We start from the raw sequence: 18,141 nt of genomic DNA on the forward strand, positions 1-18,141 counted from the left end.
TTCCGTCAAACTCGATTCGAAGCGCAAATCCAAGCCCGAATCAGCACCCGAAAGAACCGATCACTCCGCCCTTCCGAGGCCGGCGCATTCTACGCCGTTTCGCTGACCTGTCAACCGGTTATTTCGCCTCGAGAGACCCGTAACCCATTGATCCTAAAGCACTTTAAACAAAGCGCCGCGATCAGCGAGAGGCGCATTATAGGCACTTTCAAAACACCGTCAAGACTTTTTCCAAAACTTTTACTGCACAAATGCAAAGCCCCGCCAGAGGCGGGGCTTTGTACGACCACCAAACCGCGTTACTTGACGTCTTCTACCGACATCAGCGGGTAGTGAGCAGGGTAAGGCTGAGTCGCCACACCCGAATCAATAGCAGCCTGAGCCACGGCAGCCGGTACGCGCTCGATCAGACGAACATCCATCGGCTTGGGAATGATGTACTCACGACCAAATTCGAGCTTGATGCCGCCGTAGGCCTCGGATACATACTCCGGCACCGGCTCTTTGGCCAGTTCGCGGATGGCATGAACCGCAGCGATCTTCATCTCTTCATTGATCCGGGTTGCACGCACGTCGAGCGCACCACGGAAGATAAAGGGGAAGCCCAGCACGTTGTTGACCTGATTCGGATAGTCGGAGCGGCCAGTAGCCATGATCACGTCCGGACGCGCCGCATGAGCCAGCTCCGGCTTGATTTCCGGATCTGGGTTGGAGCAGGCGAATACGATCGGGTTTTCGGCCATCAGCTTGAGGTCGGCTGGCGGCAGCAGGTCCGGACCAGACAGACCAACGAATACATCAGCACCCTTGAGCGCGTCGGTCAGAGTGCGCTTGTCGGTCTCAGTGGCGAAGATCGCCTTGTACTCGTTCAGATCATCACGACCAGCATGGATCACGCCCTTGCGGTCGAGCATATAGATGTTTTCAACCTTGGCACCCATGGATACCAGCAGCTTCATGCAGGCGATGGCCGCAGCACCGGCACCGAGGCAGACGATCTTGGCATCTTCGATGGTCTTGTCGGCCAATTCCAGAGCATTGATCATGGCCGCAGCGGTAACGATAGCAGTACCGTGCTGATCATCGTGGAATACTGGGATGTCGCACTGCTCAATCAGTGCGCGCTCGATCTCAAAGCACTCAGGCGCCTTGATATCTTCCAGGTTGATGCCACCAAAGGTGCAGGAGATACGCTTGACGGTATCAATGAAAGCCTGAGGGCTTTCAGCTTCGACCTCAATGTCGAACACGTCGACGCCAGCAAAGCGCTTGAACAGCACACCCTTGCCTTCCATGACCGGCTTGCTCGCCAGCGGCCCCAGATTACCCAAACCGAGAATCGCGGTACCATCGGAAATCACCGCAACCAGGTTGCCCTTGCCGGTGTATTTGAAGGCGTTTTCGGGATCCTTGGCGATCTCGCGTACCGGCTCAGCAACACCCGGGCTGTAGGCCAACGCCAGGTCACGGGCAGTAGCGGTAGGCTTGGTCAGTTCAACGCTCAACTTGCCCGGGCGCGGATTGGCGTGATAGGCAAGTGCATCGGTTCTCAAATCGGACATGGTCAAAAATTCCAGTCAAGTTGCTCATGCGGACGGCCGAGAATACCGAAAAGCATGTACCCGAACAAGATTATTCACGGAATATATGACGAGGACATTATTTTACAACTTTGAGCCATTGACCCGCCGCCGGCTCACCTGTCGGCCAGTGCCCATTCAGCAGCCGCAACCGCGCTTCAGCCTCCTCGCCAAGTGGGCTGCCTTGCGCTAGGCTGGCGTAGTTGTCGCCAACCCTGGCACGCCGCAAACGGATGCGCAGCGGCTCGGCCTGCGCACGCTCACTAGCCTCAAGCGCACGAAAACTGCCGATTACCTCGACAAAGCCCGCATCGTATAACTCCAGCGGGCCACGCCCCCTGAATCCGGCGACAAACAGAAAGGCCTGCTCACCCCGAACTATGGCGGCCACTCGGCGCGCCTGATTGCCGGGAATGATCGCCATATAGCCCTGATAACCCGGGCCACTGAACGCCTGCTCCTGCACCAGACGTTGGTTACCAGCACGCTGGCGCAGCAACTCCTCTGCTGTCAATGGCCGACTCAGACGCTCAAGCACCAATGCGATAAACCCCTGCTGATCCGGCGTATGCGCCAGCAACACATCCGGCCGATTGACCAGCACCCAGCCCTGCGGATAACTCAGGGCCAGATCCAGGTCAACATGAAAGAACTGCGAGCCGCGCACAATCCCTTCACGCGCACTGCTGCCGTACACCAATCCGTCGATCGCCTTGAGATACTCCCCAATACCGTCATGCTGCGCCTGATCGCCGGCCAGCGCCTCAGCCCTGGCCACCACCTGGCGCAGACGCTGATCATGGGTAGGGTGTGTAGCGAACAGCCCATGATAGCCCGCCACTTCACGCCCCTCGGCCGCCGCACGCTGGCGATGGTAGTCATCCTGATCCTTGAGTACACCAATGACACTCAACATGGCCTGCGGTCGATACCCCGTGCGCGCCAGATACTCGGCACCCAGCCCATCGGCCTCCAGCTCCATCTCTCGCCCATAACCACGGACCATCGCTGTACCCAATATATTGCTCAGGTCGCCGGCCGCCCTGACACCGGTCCCGATGGTCAGCAGATCACTGAGCAGCCCAGTACCCATGGCCATACTCTGCTGACGCACCCCATGGCGGGCGGTGACGTGACCGAGCTCATGACCAAGCACAGCAGCCAGCTCAGCTTCGGAGTTCAGATAGGCCAGCAGCCCACGGTGGATATAGATATGCCCGCCTGGCAAGGCAAAGGCGTTGACATCAGCACTGTCGACCACCCGAAACCGGTAATCGAGGCCCGGGCGATGACTGGCCTGCGCCAAGCGTTGCCCTACGCCCTGCACGTAAGCCTGCAGAGCCTCATCCCCAACCATCGACAACTGCTGCTCAAGCTGCTGACTAGCCTGGCGACCCAGCGTCAGCTCCTGAGCCTCGGACATCATCACGAAATCCTGCCGCCCCGTCACCGGATTAGGCGCACAGCCGGTCAACACGACCAGCAACAACAACCCTGACAAAAGAACAACTGGCCCAGACATTTATTGCAGCCCCAGCATGAACGGATGACGCACTGGCAACATGAATGGCTTAAACCCTGGTTTTACCCCCGTCTGTTGTCGCCGGTCAATGACCCAGCCACGCACCTCAACCTCACGGCCATGCCAGTGCTGCGGCGACGCTGCCCACAGGGAGGCATCATCCAAAGCCAGTCGCAGCACAATAGGCCCATCCAACTCCAGCCACAGATAACGTCCGGCCGACTGCACGCGAGCGATCCTGCCACGCAATACCTGAAAACCAGCCTTCGCCCGGGCCGCCGGCAGCGGCGGCTGGCGCCACACTCCCAGCAGTTCCCGGCGGGCCTCACCCTCGGCCGCGGCATGACACTCCAGCAGCGCCAGATTAGGCGGCACCGCCAGCGCGAACCCAAGCCCATCGGCCAGCAGCAACGCCTCGATATTGGCACCTCGACCGGTAAACAGATGGCCCAGAGTCCGCCCATAGCGATCCTCCGCCTGCTGACCAACCACCAACTGCAAGCCCGGCTCGCGCACCAACGCTTGCAAACGCTCCCGGGCCTGTTCAGCGAACGGCTCAGACGCACGACCTTCACGACCAATCTCGGGCGTATCAATGCCGATCAGCCGCACACGCCGCCCGTCCTCCAGGCGCAAAGTATCGCCATCGATGACCCGGGCCGCAGTTACCAGCTCAGCAACGGCAGGTGGCGTGCAAATCTCGGCCGCAACCGGCTGGAGCAAACTGCAGGCAACAAAAAAGGCGCCCCACAGGAGCGCCTTCTTGGCTGCTTGCCTTGCCATCCTTGCAGGGCCGTGCAGTTTGTTACTTGGTGCCAACCACACCGAAACGCTGCTTGAAGCGCTCGATACGACCGCCGGTGTCCAGGACCTTCTGCTTTCCGGTGTAGAACGGGTGGCACTCGGAGCACACGTCGATGTGGAACGCCTGGCACAAAGTCGAACGGGTCTTGATCACGTTGCCGCAGCTGCAGGTAGCTTCGACTTCTGCGTAGGCGGGATGCAAATCAGCTTTCATGATGAATTCCTCTTTGGGTGTGCCGCCACCGGACCGACTTGATCAGGCACCGCACGGTGTTTGTACGCCAGCTCCCGGGCTCACGCACAAGGGATCTGAAAATAGGCCGGCGATGATACCAGAATCCACCCCAGACGCAAGCATCGGCGCTATTTACCAGCACTTCAGGAACATATCCGGCATATATAAGGCGTTGTTCCCCGCCCCCTGATGCTAACATCAGCGCAGTTTCATCCAGGTCATCACCAGAGAACGCCCGTGCCCGGACCCATACTGCAAGTTGCCCTGCCCTCGCCACTGCGCCGCCTGTTCGACTACCGGGCGCCGGCTGGCGTGCACCCTGAGCAGCTTAAGATCGGCCAGCGGGTACGCGTGTCTTTTGGCCAACGGCAACTGGTTGGTCTGATCGCCGGCCTGGCCGAGCATAGCGATGTGCCTGCCGCCAAACTCAAACCAGCCTTGGAGCTGATAGACCTCAAGCCCCTGCTGCCGGACAGCCTGTGGCGACTATGCTATTGGACCGCGCAATACTACCAGCACAGCCTGGGTGACACCCTGAGCTGCGCCCTGCCGGTGCTGCTGCGCCAGGGCGAACCAGCCCTGGCTCGCCAGGATGTGCTTTGGCAACTCTGTCCAGGCGCCTACCCGGAACATCCGGCCCTGAGCCGGGCACAGAAACAGAAGCACGCGGTCCAGATCCTCGCCCGCCACCCCCACGGCCTGTCGCATGCACTGATCAGCCAATGGGGGCTTAGCCGCGACAGCCTTGAGGCGCTGGAGCGCAAAGGCCTGGCTAGGCGCATCAGCCAGTCCCCACACCACAGCCATGAGCCGCTGCCTTTATTAAGAGAGGCCCCACTGACGGCCAACCCCGAGCAACAGGCCGCATTAGCGGCGATTCTGGAGACCCCAGGTTTTAATACCTGGCTACTCGAGGGCGTGACCGGCAGCGGCAAGACCGAGGTCTACCTGCAGGCGATCGAACACTGCCTGCGCCAGGGCCGCCAGGCCCTGGTGCTGATCCCGGAAATCGGTCTGACCCCACAGACCTTGGAACGCTTTCGCCAACGCTTCAGCACACCAGTGGTGATTCTGCATTCCGGGCTCAACGACCGTGAGCGCCTGGATGCCTGGATTGCCGCCCGCGACGGCGAAGTCGGGATTGTCATCGGTACCCGGTCGGCGGTATTTACCCCGCTGGCGCAGCCGGGCCTGCTGATCGTCGATGAAGAGCATGACCTGTCTTACAAACAGCAGGACGGTCTGCGCTACAACGCCCGCGATCTGGCGGTGTATCGCGGTCACCTGGAAAACATGCCGGTCATTCTCGGCTCGGCCACCCCATCGCTGGAAACCCTGCACAACGCCCAGCGCGGACGTTATCGGCACCTACGCCTGACCCAGCGGGCCGGCAATGCCCAGGCTCCTCGTTTCCAGTGCCTGGACATTCGCAGTCGCCCCCTGGAGGGCGGCCTGTCGCAACCGTTGTTGCAGGCTATCGACCAGCATCTCAGGCAGGGCAATCAGGTGCTGGTGTTTATCAATCGGCGCGGCTTTGCTCCTACACTGATGTGCCATGACTGCGGCTGGATCGCCGAATGCCGACGCTGTGACGCCCGCATGACCGTACATCAGGCGCCCAGCCACCTGCACTGCCACCATTGCGACAGCCAGCGCCCGCTTGATCGCCACTGCCCCAAATGCAACAGTGCCGACCTGCGTCCGATCGGCGCCGGTACCGAGCGTACCGAAGAGCATCTGAGCCAGCGCTTCCCCGATACTCCGGTGCTGCGGATCGATCGCGACAGCACTGCGCGCAAGGATGCCATGCAGAAGCTGCTGACCCGCATTCACAGCGGCGCCCCCTGCCTGCTGGTCGGCACCCAGATGCTCGCCAAGGGCCACCACTTCCCTGATGTCACCCTGGTCGCCATCCTCGATGCCGACGGCGGCCTGTTCTCCGCCGACTTTCGCGGCGCCGAACGCATGGCTCAGATGATTACCCAGGTAGCTGGCCGCGCCGGGCGGGCAAACAAGCCCGGGCAGGTGCTAATCCAGACCCATATGGCCGAACATCCCCTGCTGATTGATCTGACCGAGCATGGTTACCCGGCCATTGCCCAGCGCGAACTGAGCGCCCGCGAGGCAGCCCATCTGCCACCGTTCAGCTTCATTGCCCTGCTGCGCGCCGAAGCCAATCGGGTCGACCAGACCGAAAGTTTCCTCGATCAGGCCTGCGATCTGGCCGAGCATCTCAAGACCCAACAAGGGCTGCAGGGTATCGAACTGCTCGGCCCGGTACCCTCGCCGATGGAGAGGCGCGCCGGGCGTTACCGAGCTCAGTTGCTGGTTCTGGCCGACCAGCGCTCTACCCTGCACAGCTTGCTGCACCCCTGGCTCGGCCTGCTGGAGCAGGAGCCGCTGGGCCGCAAGGTCCGCTGGTCGCTGGATGTCGATCCGCTCGACATGTTCTGAGCATTTGGCAAGTCCGCCCTGAAACGGGATAATAGCCGGTTTCCCCGATGGCCCCCTGCCGGAAGACCACACAGCCATGAAAAACCTGATCAGCCAACTGCTCGCCAGCGCCGTCAGCACCCTGCAACAGCAAGGCGTACTGCCTACCGACCTGAGTCCCAAAATCCAGGTGGAAACCGCCCGCGACAAGGCCCATGGTGATTTCGCCAGCAACCTGGCCATGACCCTGGCCAAACCGGCCGGCATGAAACCGCGTGATCTGGCCGAAAAGCTGATTGCCGCGCTGCCTGCCCACGAAGCCGTGCGCGAGGTCAGCATCGCCGGCCCCGGCTTCATCAACTTTTTCCAGGACAGTGCCTGGCTGGCCCGCCAACTGGAGCAGGCGCTGACCGATGCCAAGCTGGGAGTTCCCCCAGCAGATCCCCTGCAGCGTGTGGTGGTTGACTACTCCTCACCGAACCTGGCCAAGGAAATGCACGTCGGCCACCTGCGCTCAACCATCATTGGCGATGCCGTAGCCCGGGTACTTGAGTTTCTCGGCCACAGCGTCATCCGCCAGAACCACGTGGGCGACTGGGGCACCCAGTTCGGCATGCTGCTGGCCTACCTGGAAGAACACAGCGTCGATGCAGAGGCCGAGCTGGGCGATCTTGAGCACTTTTACCGCCAGGCCAAGAAGCGCTTCGACGACAGCCCCGAATTTGCTGATCGTGCGCGCCAGCGGGTGGTCGAGCTGCAGGCCGGCGACGCCGAATGCCTGGCTCTGTGGCAGCGTTTCAACAACATCTCGCTGGGCCATTGCCAGGCCGTCTACGACCGCCTGGGTGTCAGCCTGAGCGCCGCCGATGTGCGTGGCGAAAGCGCCTATAACGACATGCTCACAGGCGTGGTCGAGTCCCTGCGCGCCAGCGGCCTGCTGAGCGAGAGCGAAGGCGCCCAATGCGTATTCCTCGACGAATTCAAAAACAGCGAAGGCAAACCGCTGCCAGTGATCGTGCAAAAGGCCGGCGGCGGTTTCCTCTATGCCACCACCGACCTGGCCGCCATGCGCTATCGCCATGAGCAACTGCAAGCCGACCGGGTACTGTACTTTGTCGACCAGCGACAGGCCCTGCACTTCCAACAAGTATTCGCCGTAGCGCGCCAGGCTGGTTTCGTCCCGGCCGAGATGCAGCTCGAACACATGGGCTTTGGCACCATGAACGGCGCTGACGGCAAACCGTTCAAGACCCGTGACGGCGGCACCGTCAAGCTGATCGACCTGCTCGACGAAGCCGAACAGCGCGCCTACGCCCTGGTTCAGCAGAAGAACCACGACCTGCCCGAGGCCGAACTCAAGCAGATCGCCCGCGCAGTCGGGATCGGTGCAGTCAAGTACGCCGACCTGTCCAAGCACCGCAGCAGCGACTACAGCTTCAACTTTGAGCAGATGCTCAGCTTCGAGGGCAACACCGCGCCCTATCTGATGTACGCCTACACCCGGGTGGCCAGTGTGTTCCGCAAGCTTGAGCGCGACATGCAGCAGCTCGACGACCTGGCGCCGCTGAGCCTGGAGCATGAGGCTGAGCTGGATCTGGCCGCGCACCTGGCCCAGTTCGGCCCGACGCTCAACTATGTGGCCCGCGAAGGCACGCCCCATGTGCTCTGCCATTATCTGTATGAACTGGCCGGACGCTTCTCCAGCTTCTACGAGCAGTGCCCGATCCTCAGCGCCGAACAAGCCAGCCAACGCGACAGCCGCCTGCGCCTGGCAGCCCTGACTGGACGAACCCTCAAGCAAGGCCTTAACCTGCTCGGCATTGAGACTCTGGAGCGCATGTAAGCAGCATGGCAAAAGGACGCAAAGCTCCCCGCCGCGGCGCCAGCCGGGCGCAACCCAAACAGCGGCGCGCCATTCCCGGCTGGCTGTGGCTGGTTGGCGGCCTGGCAATCGGCCTGTTCGTCGCCTTCCTGTTCCAGCTGGAACCGGGACGCGATGGAGTGCGCCGGGATGCCACCCCCAAGCCGACCCCGCAACCCACTCGCCCGGCGCCAGTGCAGGAACAGCGCCCGCGCTATGACTTCTATACCCTGCTGCCAGAGTCCGAGGTGCTAGTGCCAGAGAGTGCTGTGCCGGCAACCCCGCCTGCTACGCCAGCCACTCCCCCGGAAACCAGCAAACCGCAGGTCGCTACCCGCTTCTACCTGCAGGCCGGCTCATTCCGCCAGCGCAGCGAAGCCGACCGGGTGCGCGCCCAGATCCTGCTGATGGGTCTGGACGTGCAACTGGAAAGCGCCAAGCTCAACAGCGGTGAGACCTGGTACCGAGTGCAGGTTGGCCCGTTCCAGGATCGCAACAGCCTGACCCAGGCCCAGCAAACCCTGACTGGCAACGGGTTCGATAACCTGCTGTTACAACAGCGCACCGTCAATCTCAACTGAGCCAACCGCGCCCGGGCTTGAAATCGCTGCGGGCGCCCCCACTTAACCTGCATGGCAGTGCGCTGCCACCTCTTTCCCAGCCATGCAGGAGCTGCGTGTGACTACAATCGTATCCGTTCGTCGCCACGGCAAGGTCGTGATCGGCGGCGATGGCCAGGTTTCCCTGGGCAATACCGTCATGAAGGGCAACGCCCGCAAAGTTCGCCGTCTGTACAAGGACCAGGTGATTGCCGGCTTCGCTGGCGGCACCGCCGACGCCTTTACCCTGTTCGAGCGATTCGAGGCGCAACTGGAGAAACACCAAGGCCATCTGGTCCGCGCCGCCGTCGAGCTGGCCAAGGACTGGCGTACCGACCGTGCCCTGCGCCGTCTTGAGGCCCTGCTGGCCGTCGCCAACAAAGATGCCTCGTTGATCATTACCGGCAACGGTGACGTGATTGAGCCGGAAAACGGCCTGATCGCCATTGGCTCCGGCGGCCCCTACGCCCAGGCCGCCGCCACTGCCCTGCTGCAGCATACCGACCTGCCAGCCCGCGAGATCGTCGAAACCAGTCTGAATATTGCCGGCGACATCTGCATCTACACCAACCGTAACCTGACCATCGAGGAGCTGGACGCCGATACCTGAGGCGACCGGAAATCATCCATGTCCATGACGCCCCGTGAAATCGTCCACGAACTCGACCGCCACATCATCGGCCAGCAGAACGCCAAGCGCGCCGTGGCCATTGCCCTGCGCAACCGCTGGCGGCGCCAGCAACTCCCCGAAGCGCTGCGCGCCGAGGTCACTCCGAAGAACATTCTGATGATCGGCCCCACCGGGGTCGGCAAAACCGAAATCGCCCGGCGCCTGGCGCGCTTGGCACAAGCGCCCTTCATCAAGGTCGAAGCGACCAAATTTACCGAAGTCGGCTATGTTGGCCGTGACGTCGAGTCGATTGTTCGCGATCTGGTCGATGCCGCGATCAAGATGCTGCGCGAGCAGGAGATGACCAAGGTTCAGCACCGCGCCGAAGACCTGGCCGAAGAGCGTATTCTCGACGCCCTGCTACCGCCCGCCCGACAAGGCGTCAGCGACCAGCCGGTGCGCGAGGATAACAGCACTCGCCAACTGTTTCGCAAGCGCCTGCGTGAAGGTCAGCTCGATGACAAGGACATCGACATCGAGGTGGCCGACATCCCGGTCGGGGTCGAGATCATGGCGCCGCCGGGCATGGAGGAAATGACCAACCAGTTGCAGAACATGTTCTCCAACTTCGGCAAGGGCAAACGCAAGACTCGTACCCTCAAGGTCAAGGAAGCGCTGAAGCTGGTGCGCGACGAGGAAGCCGCCAAGCTGGTCAATGAGGAAGAGCTCAAGGGCCGCGCCATCGAGGCAGTGGAGCAGAACGGGATCGTATTCATCGACGAGATCGACAAGGTCAGCAAACGTGCCAACAGCGGTGGCGGTGCCGATGTTTCCCGCGAAGGTGTGCAGCGCGACCTGCTGCCGCTGATCGAAGGCTGTACGGTCAATACCAAGTTCGGCATGATCAAGACCGACCACATTCTGTTCATTGCTTCCGGTGCCTTCCACCTGACCAAGCCGTCGGACCTGATCCCCGAGCTGCAAGGCCGACTGCCTATCCGGGTCGAGCTGCAATCGCTGACACCCGGCGACTTCGAACGCATCCTGACCGAGCCGCATGCCTCGCTGACCGAGCAGTACAAGGCGCTGATGGAAACCGAAGGGTTGCGCATCGAGTTCACCAGCGATGCCATCACCCGGCTGGCCGAGATTGCCTGGCAGGTCAACGAGAAAACCGAGAACATCGGCGCCCGGCGCCTGCATACGGTACTTGAGCGCCTGCTTGAAGAGGTCTCGTTCAGCGCCGGCGACCTGGCTTCCAAGCACGATGAGCAGCCGCTGCGGATCGACGCCGGCTATGTCGATCAACACTTGGGCGAACTAGCGGTCAACGAAGATCTGTCACGCTATATTCTTTAAGGAAACGCTGATTAATTGCACGCAAGTCCAGTGGCCCGGTTGTCGCTGACCTGTTCTGGACTGTCGATGCCCCGGATGGGCATCGTCAAGCCCCCAGGGGTGAGGCAAGCGTTTACCAAGCATACTTGGTGCGCAGCCGAACGCCGACCGATCTGTGATCGGTTGGCCGGACCCGGAGGGGGTTCACGGCGTGTCCAGAACAGGTCAGCGACAATTGGGTCAACACCGAAACTGATTTAATCAGTGTTTCCTTAACTGACAACCAGGACCAAGCATGCCCGCTCCGCTGCCGACCACCATCAAGCTGCACAAGACCTCGCGTACCCTGGAGCTGGGTTATGCCGATGGTCGCAGCTTTGCGCTGCCGGCCGAGTACCTACGGGTCAACTCCCCCTCAGCCGAAGTCCGCGGGCATGGCAAACCGGTGCTGCAAACCGGCAAGCAAAACGTGGCTTTGCTGAATGTCGAACCCGCCGGCCGTTACGCGCTCAAGCTGGTGTTCGACGACGGCCATGACAGTGGTCTGTACAGTTGGGATTACCTCTACCAACTGGCCAGCGAATATCCCCAGCGCTGGCAAATCTACCTCGACCAACTGGACGCCGCTGGTGCCAGTCGTGACCCAGACGTTTCGGTTGTACGCTTCAAGCCCTGAACCGACTAACCAGTCTGTAATCTTTCTCTCCGATAATTCCAGTTCCGGTACCGAAAGACTGGTTAACAGCGCCCAGCGTGCGTGCTAACTTGTCTCAAGGACGCAATATTTTTCCAGGTCATAGCGATCAGCCTGTTCCTGTTTTTGGCATGGCGCTTGCTGCACTGCTGTACCTGCATCACAACGGAGCGTAAACATGGCCAACAAGAACAACGAAGACATCAGTCAAAAAGCCAGCGAAAACATTTTGGGCCCCAACCCGGTGGTCGGGATTCCGGCCCGTGATCTGCTTAGCACTGCCCGCCTGGTACTGCGCCAAACCGTCAAGCAGCCGATTCACAGCCTCAAACATGTTGGTCGCCTGGGACTGGCGGTCAAGGACGTAATGCTCGGGCGCTCAGACATAGCCCCGGCCCCGGACGACAAACGCTTCAGCGATCCGACCTGGAGCCTCAACCCACTCTATCGCCGCTACATGCAGACTTACCTGGCCTGGCGTCAGGAGCTCAACACCTGGATTACCCAAGCCGACCTGACACCCCAGGACATCAGCCGCGCCCAGTTCGTCATTGCCCTGATGACCGAAGCCATGGCTCCGACCAATACCGCCCTGAATCCGGCAGCGCTCAAACGCTTCTTTGAAACCGGCGGTAAGAGCCTGTTCGACGGACTCACTCATCTGGCCCAGGACCTGGTGCACAACGGCGGCATGCCCAGTCAGGTCAACATGAACGCCTTTGAGGTTGGCCAAAACCTGGCCACGACCAAGGGCTCAGTGGTATTTCGCAACGAAGTGCTGGAACTGATCCAATACAAGCCGCTTACCGAGGAAGTCTACGAACGCCCGGTGCTGGTAGTGCCACCGCAGATCAACAAATTCTATGTTTTCGACCTGTCACCGGAAAAAAGCCTGGCTCGCTATCTGGTTAGCAGTCACCTGCAGACCTTTGTGGTCAGTTGGCGCAACCCGACCAAGGCTCAGCGCGAATGGGGCCTGTCAACCTACATCGAGGCGCTCAAGGAAGCCATCGACGCGGTGCTGGCCATCACCGGCAGCAAGGACCTGAGCATGCTCGGAGCCTGCTCGGGCGGCGTCACCACGGTGTCTCTGCTTGGCCACCTCGCGGCGCTGAAAGAGAAGAAAGTCCATTCCTTCACCCTGCTGGTCAGCGTGCTGGATACCGACGTCAAAACCCAGGTTGCACTATTCGCCGACGAAAAGTCGATCGAAGCGGCACGACGCATGTCCTATCAGAGCGGCGTACTGGAAGGCCGCGACATGGCCAAGGTATTCGCTTGGATGCGCCCCAACGACCTGATCTGGAACTACTGGGTCAACAACTACCTGCTCGGCAACGAGCCGCCGGTGTTCGATATCCTGTTCTGGAACAATGACACCACTCGGCTACCGGCCGCGCTGCACGGCGAATTCCTTGAACTGTTCAAGACCAACCCGTTGACCCGTCCTGGTGCACTGGAAGTCTGCGGCACCCCGATTGACCTGAAACAGGTCAAATGCGACTTCTTCTGCATTGCCGGCCTCAACGATCACATCACTCCCTGGGAGGCCTGCTTCCGCTCAGCACGACTGCTCGGCGGCAAGTGTGAGTTTGTACTCTCGTCCAGCGGGCACATCCAGAGCATTCTGAACCCACCCGGCAACCCCAAGGGCCGGTTCTTCACCAACTCACAAATGAGTGAAGATCCGAAGCATTGGCTGGAGACGGCTACCAAGCAGTCCGACTCCTGGTGGCAATACTGGCGCGACTGGTTGCATGCCCGCGCCGGCAAGCTGAAGCCGGCTCCGGCGGTGCTTGGCAACGACGACTACCCGGCGCTGGAAGCCGCCCCGGGTACCTATGTACACGAGCGCTAGGGCCTATATGCCGCAACAACATTTCATCTTTCGCACCATTGAGGTGGACGGCCAGTTCCTGCGTACCGCGGTTCGCCCTGGCCAGGGCAACCATACGCCGCTGCTGATCTTCAACGGCATCGGCGCCAATCTGGAGCTGGTGTTCCCGTTTGTCCAGGCACTCGACCCAGAGCTGGAAGTGATCGCCTTCGACGTGCCCGGGGTGGGTGGCTCATCCACCCCACTGACCCCGTTCCGGTTCCCGGGGTTGGCTCGGCTGGCCGCGCGCATGCTCGACTACCTGGGTTACGGCCAGATCAATGTCATTGGCGTGTCCTGGGGCGGTGCACTGGCCCAGCAGTTTGCCTACGACTACCCCGAACGCTGCAAGAAGCTGATTCTGGCCGCGACTTCGGCCGGAACAGTGATGGTGCCTGGACGTCCCGGGGTCTTGCTGAAGATGGCCAGCCCTCGACGCTATATTCAACCCTCGCACGGGGTTAAGATCGCCCCGGATATTTATGGCGGCAGCTTCCGTCGCGACCCGAAGCTGGCCAAGGCGCATGCCGCCAAGGTTCGCTCCTCGGGCAAGCTGGGCTATTACTGGCAACTGTTCGCCGGACTGGGCTGGACCAGCATTCACTGGTTGCACCGGATCAAGCAGCCAACGCTGGTGCTGGCTGGCGACGATGACCCGATCATCCCGCTGGTCAACATGCGCCTGCTGGCCTGGCGCATTCCCAATGCAGAACTGCACGTCATCGACGACGGCCATCTGTTTTTGGTGACCCGGGCCGATGCGGTGGCACCGATCATCATGCGGTTTCTGGCCGAGGAAAAGCAGCGTGCAGTCATACGCCCGCAACTCGTCAGGCCGGCAACCAAACCTTGAGCGATTGCGCCACAGCAGCTCAGCCAGGATCGATTGCCGCATCCAGGGACGGACACCTATAACAAGGAATGCTGGATGCCCGAACGCAGTATCCATGACCCCAATCAAGCGTCCGCCGACATGGCGGACAGCCTGCTGTCGCTATTGCGTACCCTGCCCCAGCAACCTTGCCATCACGCCCGTCACACGCTGGCTCTGTTCCAGCAACTTGGCCAGCTTCTGCGCACACCCGACAGCGCCGCAGCAGCGCTGCCACCGGGTTTGCATCCCGGCTGGCAGCAGCCACTGCGTCACAAAGCCCTGCAAGCCTGGCAACTCTGGCAGCAACAAAGCCGGACCTGGCTCGAAGGCCTGCAATTAGCCGAGGCCGAGCGCGAGCGCCTGGCGTTACTCGGCAGGCTGCTGGCCGACAGCCTGTCGCCGCACAACAGCCCACTCAATCCAGAACTGGCACAGGCCTGGAGTAATGGCCCCTGCGCGCCTCTGCGCCAAGGGCTGCAACGGCTGCGCCAGGATCTGCTGCTGGATCGACCGCTACCGCCACTCAATGATGAAGACGCTTTCCAGGTCGGCCGCGATCTGGCGACCTGTCCAGGCCAGGTGGTCGCACGCACCGCGCGCTACGAGCTGATTCAATATCAGGCCAGCACGCCCAGAGTGCGGGAGTACCCGCTACTGATCATACCGCCGCCGCTCAACCGCTATTACCTGCTCGATCTGACTCCTGACACCAGCCTGATCCGCTACGCTCTGGAGCAGGGCATCCAGATCTTTGTCATCAGTTGGCGCAACCCCAATCCCAGCCACTGCGACTGGGGCCTGCCCGATTATGCCGCCAGCTGCGCCGAGGCCCTTGAGGCTTGCCGGCAGCTCAGTGCCAGCAGTAAGGTCTCGTTGTTGGGTATCTGTGCCGGCGGGCTGGTAACCCGGCAACTGCTGCAGTTGCTCAGTAGCCGGGACGAACTCGAACAATTGGCCAGCCTCAGTTTCTGGGTAACGCCGCAGAATCCACAGCATCCCAGCGACCTGACCCGTCTGGCCGGGCCAGCCAGCCGCCAGCAATTACGCCGAACGGTCTGGCGCCAGGGCTGCCTGACGCCACGACAGCTGTGCAGCGCCTTCGCCTGGCTGCGCCCTGGACAACTGGTCTGGCCGCAGGCCATGCAGCGCTACCTGCAGGGCCAGCCAACCCGCCCCGACCCGGTGCTGTTCTGGAACCAGGACAGCACCCGGCTACCAGCCCAACTGGTCGATGACTTACTAGGCTGGCTGGAGTCCGGCGTCGAAAACCGGCCGGCGATACCCGGTCAGATACCCAGCTGGCACCTGGGCGCCGAACAGGACCATATCGTGCCCTGGCGTCAGAGCTTTCCGGAAACGCCAAACCCCAACGCCACCTTTATCCTGTGTCGCGGCGGACACATTCAAGGGCTGATCAGCCCTCCCGGGCGCCCACGCGCCGGTTATCGCCAAAGCCCAGTCAGCACCACAGTGGAACATTGGGAACAGGCCAGCAGCACACACGAAGGCAGTTGGTGGCCAGCCTGGTGCCAATGGCTGCACGACCACAGCGGCCCCCATCAACCGGCACCGGCAACACCAGGCAACGCGCAACATCCAGCACTGGCACCAGCCCCTGGCCGTTATGTGCACCTTCTTTAAGGGAGTATCATGAAAACCCGCGACCGGATCCTGGCCTGTGCACTCGAACTGTTCAACGAGCAGGGCGAGCCCAATGTCACCACCCTGGAGATAGCCAACGAACTGAATATCAGCCCGGGCAACCTCTACTACCACTTCAAGGGCAAGGAGGCATTGCTGGAAGCCTTGCTCGAGGCGTTTCTCGAGCATACCCGCGGACTGCTGCGGGTCGAGGCCATGCCCGATGAACTGGAACCGGAAGACTACTGGCTGTTCCTGCACCTGTTGCTCGAGGCGATCATCACCTACCGCTTCCTGTTCCAGGATCTGTCCAACCTGATGGGCCGTCACACCTTTATCCAGCGCGCCATGCGCCAATGGCTACAGGCCTTGCGCCAAAGCCTGGAGCACCTGCTGCACAGCTTGCAGCGCAGCGGTGCCCTGACACTTGATGACGACAGCCTGCTGTGGCTGCTGGACAATCAATCCCAGACCCTGCTGTTCTGGTTCGACTATCAGCGCATCGCCTACGGTGATGAGCAGGCCGACCCGGTCCAGGCCGTCATTCAGGTCATGAGTCCGCTGCAACCATACCTGGCCTCACCGGCCCAGGAATGGTGGGCCATGCTGATCCTGCGCTATCGACGTCAAGTCTGAACAGCCATAAAAAAACCGGGCCCTGAGGCCCGGTTCGGATCAAGCGCGATGCTCAGCTAGTGCTGGCCGGCGTGCTCGGTGCAGCCGGAGCTGCGGCCGGAGTCGCTGCTGGCGCAGCACTCGGAGCCGGCTCAGCCGCCTTGGTTGCAGCCGGGGTCGCCTTGGGTTTGGCTGGCGCCCGAGGCTTGGCCGGCGCTTTCGGCTTGGCCGCTGCCTTGGGCTTGGCTGGCGCTGCCGGTTTTGCCGCGGGCTTGGCTACAGGCTTGGCCGCCGGGGCTTTGGCTGCGGCCGCTTTCGCTGCAGGCTTGGGCTTGGCTGCCGGTTTCGCTGCCGCCGGTTTGGCGGCCGGTTTGGCTGCAGCCTTCGGCGTAGCCTTGGGCGCGACCTTGGCAGCCGGCGCCTTGGTGCCAGACAACTGACCAATCAGCTTGGTCAGCTCATCGACCTTAGCATTAAGCGCCTTGATCTCATCACGGGAGGGAACCCCCAGGCGGGACACAGCATTATTCAGACGCTTGTCAAAGGCTTCTTCCAGCTCACTCCACTTGCCAGTGACCTTGTCCTTAGCCTTCTCGACCTTGGTCTTGGCCGCATCCAGCGAGTCTTTCTTGCCTTTGTCAGCCTTGCCCTTGATCGCTTCAACCTGTTTGTCGATCTCAGCCTTGGCAGCCTTTTCAGCCGCCTCGCCGTCCTTGATCAGGCCTTCGAAGAGCTTGACGCCCTCCTTGCCCATCTTGGCGTATGCGCCCAAACCAGCCAACCAGATCTGCCGCGAGTACTTCTCGATCTCGCTGACCCAGCCAGCGTCCTTTTCCTGTTTCTTCTTACCCGCCATGGAGAAACTCCTCTGTGACCTTACTTGCTTTGCAGTGACTTGAGTGCAGCACTCAGATCATCAAGCTTAGCAGACAGCAGGTCAATGTCCTTCTTGCTCGGAATACCCATCCGGCCCAGGGCCGAGGCAACCCGATCGTCGAACACTTCTTCAACCTTGCTCAGCTGCACGCCGGTTTTCGACTGCACGGTTTCCCGGGCCTTTTCCTTGAAGCTTTCAATCTTGCTGTTGGCCGCTTCCAGGCGCGCAGCAATCAGCTCCTTGCCCTGCTTCTCGGCAGCTTCGCCTTCGCTGACCAGCAGCTTGAAGTATTCAGCGCCTTCTTTGCCGGCCTTGGCATAGGCACCCAGGCCTGCCAGCCAGATCTGATGGGCGTAGCTCTTCACGTCGCTGACCAGCGAAGCGGTGGTTTCTTCAACTTTCTTGGCGGTGGTTTTGGCCATGTTCAGTACTCCTGTTCAGTTTGAAAGTGGTACAGCACCGGACCGGTTACCGATCCCTGATGCTCAAACTACGCAGGAAAATTAGAATACGCATACTAAAACGCGAAAATGGCAAAACCATAGAGCGCCGAAGCTGGACGCACCCCGACTTCGGCAGCAG

General features: G+C 61.2%; 16 protein-coding genes. 10 read left to right on the forward strand and 6 right to left on the reverse strand.

Annotated features, from left to right (window positions below):
• Positions 1 to 299: 299 nt before the first annotated feature.
• The 4 genes from C2846_RS12555 to rpmE form a co-directional block, all read right to left on the reverse strand.
• Positions 300 to 1,562: a malic enzyme-like NAD(P)-binding protein gene (locus C2846_RS12555; RefSeq protein WP_080048737.1), complete on the reverse strand. Its 1,263-nt coding sequence runs from the start codon at positions 1,560 to 1,562 to the stop codon at positions 300 to 302.
• 97 nt (positions 1,563 to 1,659) lie between these two features.
• Positions 1,660 to 3,102, reverse strand: coding sequence for a M48 family metalloprotease (locus C2846_RS12560; protein ID WP_080048738.1), 1,443 nt, complete (start codon positions 3,100 to 3,102; stop codon positions 1,660 to 1,662).
• Positions 3,103 to 3,885, reverse strand: a complete 783-nt coding sequence (locus tag C2846_RS12565) for a thermonuclease family protein (protein ID WP_119701588.1) — start codon at positions 3,883 to 3,885, stop codon at positions 3,103 to 3,105. It lies immediately after the preceding gene.
• A gap of 22 nt (positions 3,886 to 3,907) precedes the next feature.
• Positions 3,908 to 4,120, reverse strand: coding sequence for a 50S ribosomal protein L31 (gene rpmE / locus C2846_RS12570; RefSeq protein WP_080048740.1), 213 nt, complete (start codon positions 4,118 to 4,120; stop codon positions 3,908 to 3,910).
• Positions 4,121 to 4,378: 258 nt separating this feature from the next.
• Between rpmE and C2846_RS12575 the strand changes: the two genes are divergently transcribed.
• The 10 genes from C2846_RS12575 (at position 4,379) to C2846_RS12620 (ending at position 16,703) form a co-directional block, all read left to right on the forward strand.
• Positions 4,379 to 6,595 (forward strand): primosomal protein N', encoded by a 2,217-nt coding sequence (locus C2846_RS12575; RefSeq protein ID WP_080048741.1) that lies wholly within the window; start codon positions 4,379 to 4,381, stop codon positions 6,593 to 6,595.
• 76 nt (positions 6,596 to 6,671) lie between these two features.
• The gene (gene argS, locus C2846_RS12580) at positions 6,672 to 8,417 is read left to right on the forward strand and encodes an arginine--tRNA ligase (protein ID WP_119701589.1); all 1,746 of its coding nucleotides are present in this window, start codon (positions 6,672 to 6,674) and stop codon (positions 8,415 to 8,417) included.
• Between the two features lie 5 nt (positions 8,418 to 8,422).
• Positions 8,423 to 9,016, forward strand: a complete 594-nt coding sequence (locus tag C2846_RS12585; RefSeq protein ID WP_080048743.1) for an SPOR domain-containing protein — start codon at positions 8,423 to 8,425, stop codon at positions 9,014 to 9,016.
• A gap of 82 nt (positions 9,017 to 9,098) precedes the next feature.
• Positions 9,099 to 9,644, forward strand: a complete 546-nt coding sequence (hslV, locus tag C2846_RS12590; RefSeq protein ID WP_119701590.1) for an ATP-dependent protease subunit HslV — start codon at positions 9,099 to 9,101, stop codon at positions 9,642 to 9,644.
• Positions 9,645 to 9,662: 18 nt separating this feature from the next.
• Positions 9,663 to 11,003, forward strand: coding sequence for an ATP-dependent protease ATPase subunit HslU (gene hslU / locus C2846_RS12595; RefSeq protein WP_080048745.1), 1,341 nt, complete (start codon positions 9,663 to 9,665; stop codon positions 11,001 to 11,003).
• 274 nt (positions 11,004 to 11,277) lie between these two features.
• Positions 11,278 to 11,658 carry a gamma-butyrobetaine hydroxylase family protein gene (locus C2846_RS12600; RefSeq protein WP_080048746.1) on the forward strand — a complete coding sequence of 127 codons (381 nt, stop codon included), beginning with the start codon at positions 11,278 to 11,280 and terminating at the stop codon, positions 11,656 to 11,658.
• Between the two features lie 196 nt (positions 11,659 to 11,854).
• On the forward strand, positions 11,855 to 13,534 hold the full coding sequence (gene phaC / locus C2846_RS12605) for a class II poly(R)-hydroxyalkanoic acid synthase (RefSeq protein WP_080048747.1): 1,680 nt from the start codon (positions 11,855 to 11,857) through the stop codon (positions 13,532 to 13,534).
• Between the two features lie 7 nt (positions 13,535 to 13,541).
• Positions 13,542 to 14,405 (forward strand): poly(3-hydroxyalkanoate) depolymerase, encoded by an 864-nt coding sequence (phaZ, locus tag C2846_RS12610; protein WP_080048748.1) that lies wholly within the window; start codon positions 13,542 to 13,544, stop codon positions 14,403 to 14,405.
• A 75-nt stretch (positions 14,406 to 14,480) separates the two neighbouring features.
• Complete coding sequence (locus C2846_RS12615) at positions 14,481 to 16,067, forward strand: PHA/PHB synthase family protein (protein WP_080048749.1); 1,587 nt, start codon at positions 14,481 to 14,483, stop codon at positions 16,065 to 16,067.
• A 9-nt stretch (positions 16,068 to 16,076) separates the two neighbouring features.
• Positions 16,077 to 16,703, forward strand: a complete 627-nt coding sequence (locus C2846_RS12620) for a TetR/AcrR family transcriptional regulator (RefSeq protein WP_119701591.1) — start codon at positions 16,077 to 16,079, stop codon at positions 16,701 to 16,703.
• Between the two features lie 52 nt (positions 16,704 to 16,755).
• On the opposite strand, the gene C2846_RS12625 is transcribed toward C2846_RS12620, so the two are convergent.
• Complete coding sequence (locus C2846_RS12625; RefSeq protein ID WP_080048751.1) at positions 16,756 to 17,538, reverse strand: phasin family protein; 783 nt, start codon at positions 17,536 to 17,538, stop codon at positions 16,756 to 16,758.
• A gap of 20 nt (positions 17,539 to 17,558) precedes the next feature.
• Positions 17,559 to 17,981, reverse strand: a complete 423-nt coding sequence (locus C2846_RS12630; protein ID WP_080048752.1) for a phasin family protein — start codon at positions 17,979 to 17,981, stop codon at positions 17,559 to 17,561.
• Between the last annotated feature and the right edge of the window lie 160 nt (positions 17,982 to 18,141).

Source organism: Pseudomonas jilinensis (assembly GCF_003586265.1).
Taxonomy (GTDB): Bacteria; Pseudomonadota; Gammaproteobacteria; order Pseudomonadales; family Pseudomonadaceae; genus Halopseudomonas; species Halopseudomonas phragmitis.

Coding starts and splice junctions, on each gene's coding strand:
- phaC (WP_080048747.1), top strand. CDS start 11,855: ATGGCCAACAAGAACAACGAAGACATCAGTCAAAAAGCCAGCGAAAAC.
- C2846_RS12620 (WP_119701591.1), top strand. CDS start 16,077: ATGAAAACCCGCGACCGGATCCTGGCCTGTGCACTCGAACTGTTCAAC.
- C2846_RS12615 (WP_080048749.1), top strand. CDS start 14,481: ATGCCCGAACGCAGTATCCATGACCCCAATCAAGCGTCCGCCGACATG.
- hslV (WP_119701590.1), top strand. CDS start 9,099: ATGCAGGAGCTGCGTGTGACTACAATCGTATCCGTTCGTCGCCACGGC.
- rpmE (WP_080048740.1), bottom strand. CDS start 4,120: ATGAAAGCTGATTTGCATCCCGCCTACGCAGAAGTCGAAGCTACCTGC.
- C2846_RS12625 (WP_080048751.1), bottom strand. CDS start 17,538: ATGGCGGGTAAGAAGAAACAGGAAAAGGACGCTGGCTGGGTCAGCGAG.
- C2846_RS12630 (WP_080048752.1), bottom strand. CDS start 17,981: ATGGCCAAAACCACCGCCAAGAAAGTTGAAGAAACCACCGCTTCGCTG.
- C2846_RS12565 (WP_119701588.1), bottom strand. CDS start 3,885: ATGGCAAGGCAAGCAGCCAAGAAGGCGCTCCTGTGGGGCGCCTTTTTT.
- C2846_RS12555 (WP_080048737.1), bottom strand. CDS start 1,562: ATGTCCGATTTGAGAACCGATGCACTTGCCTATCACGCCAATCCGCGC.
- C2846_RS12600 (WP_080048746.1), top strand. CDS start 11,278: ATGCCCGCTCCGCTGCCGACCACCATCAAGCTGCACAAGACCTCGCGT.
- argS (WP_119701589.1), top strand. CDS start 6,672: ATGAAAAACCTGATCAGCCAACTGCTCGCCAGCGCCGTCAGCACCCTG.
- phaZ (WP_080048748.1), top strand. CDS start 13,542: ATGCCGCAACAACATTTCATCTTTCGCACCATTGAGGTGGACGGCCAG.
- C2846_RS12585 (WP_080048743.1), top strand. CDS start 8,423: ATGGCAAAAGGACGCAAAGCTCCCCGCCGCGGCGCCAGCCGGGCGCAA.
- C2846_RS12560 (WP_080048738.1), bottom strand. CDS start 3,102: ATGTCTGGGCCAGTTGTTCTTTTGTCAGGGTTGTTGTTGCTGGTCGTG.
- hslU (WP_080048745.1), top strand. CDS start 9,663: ATGTCCATGACGCCCCGTGAAATCGTCCACGAACTCGACCGCCACATC.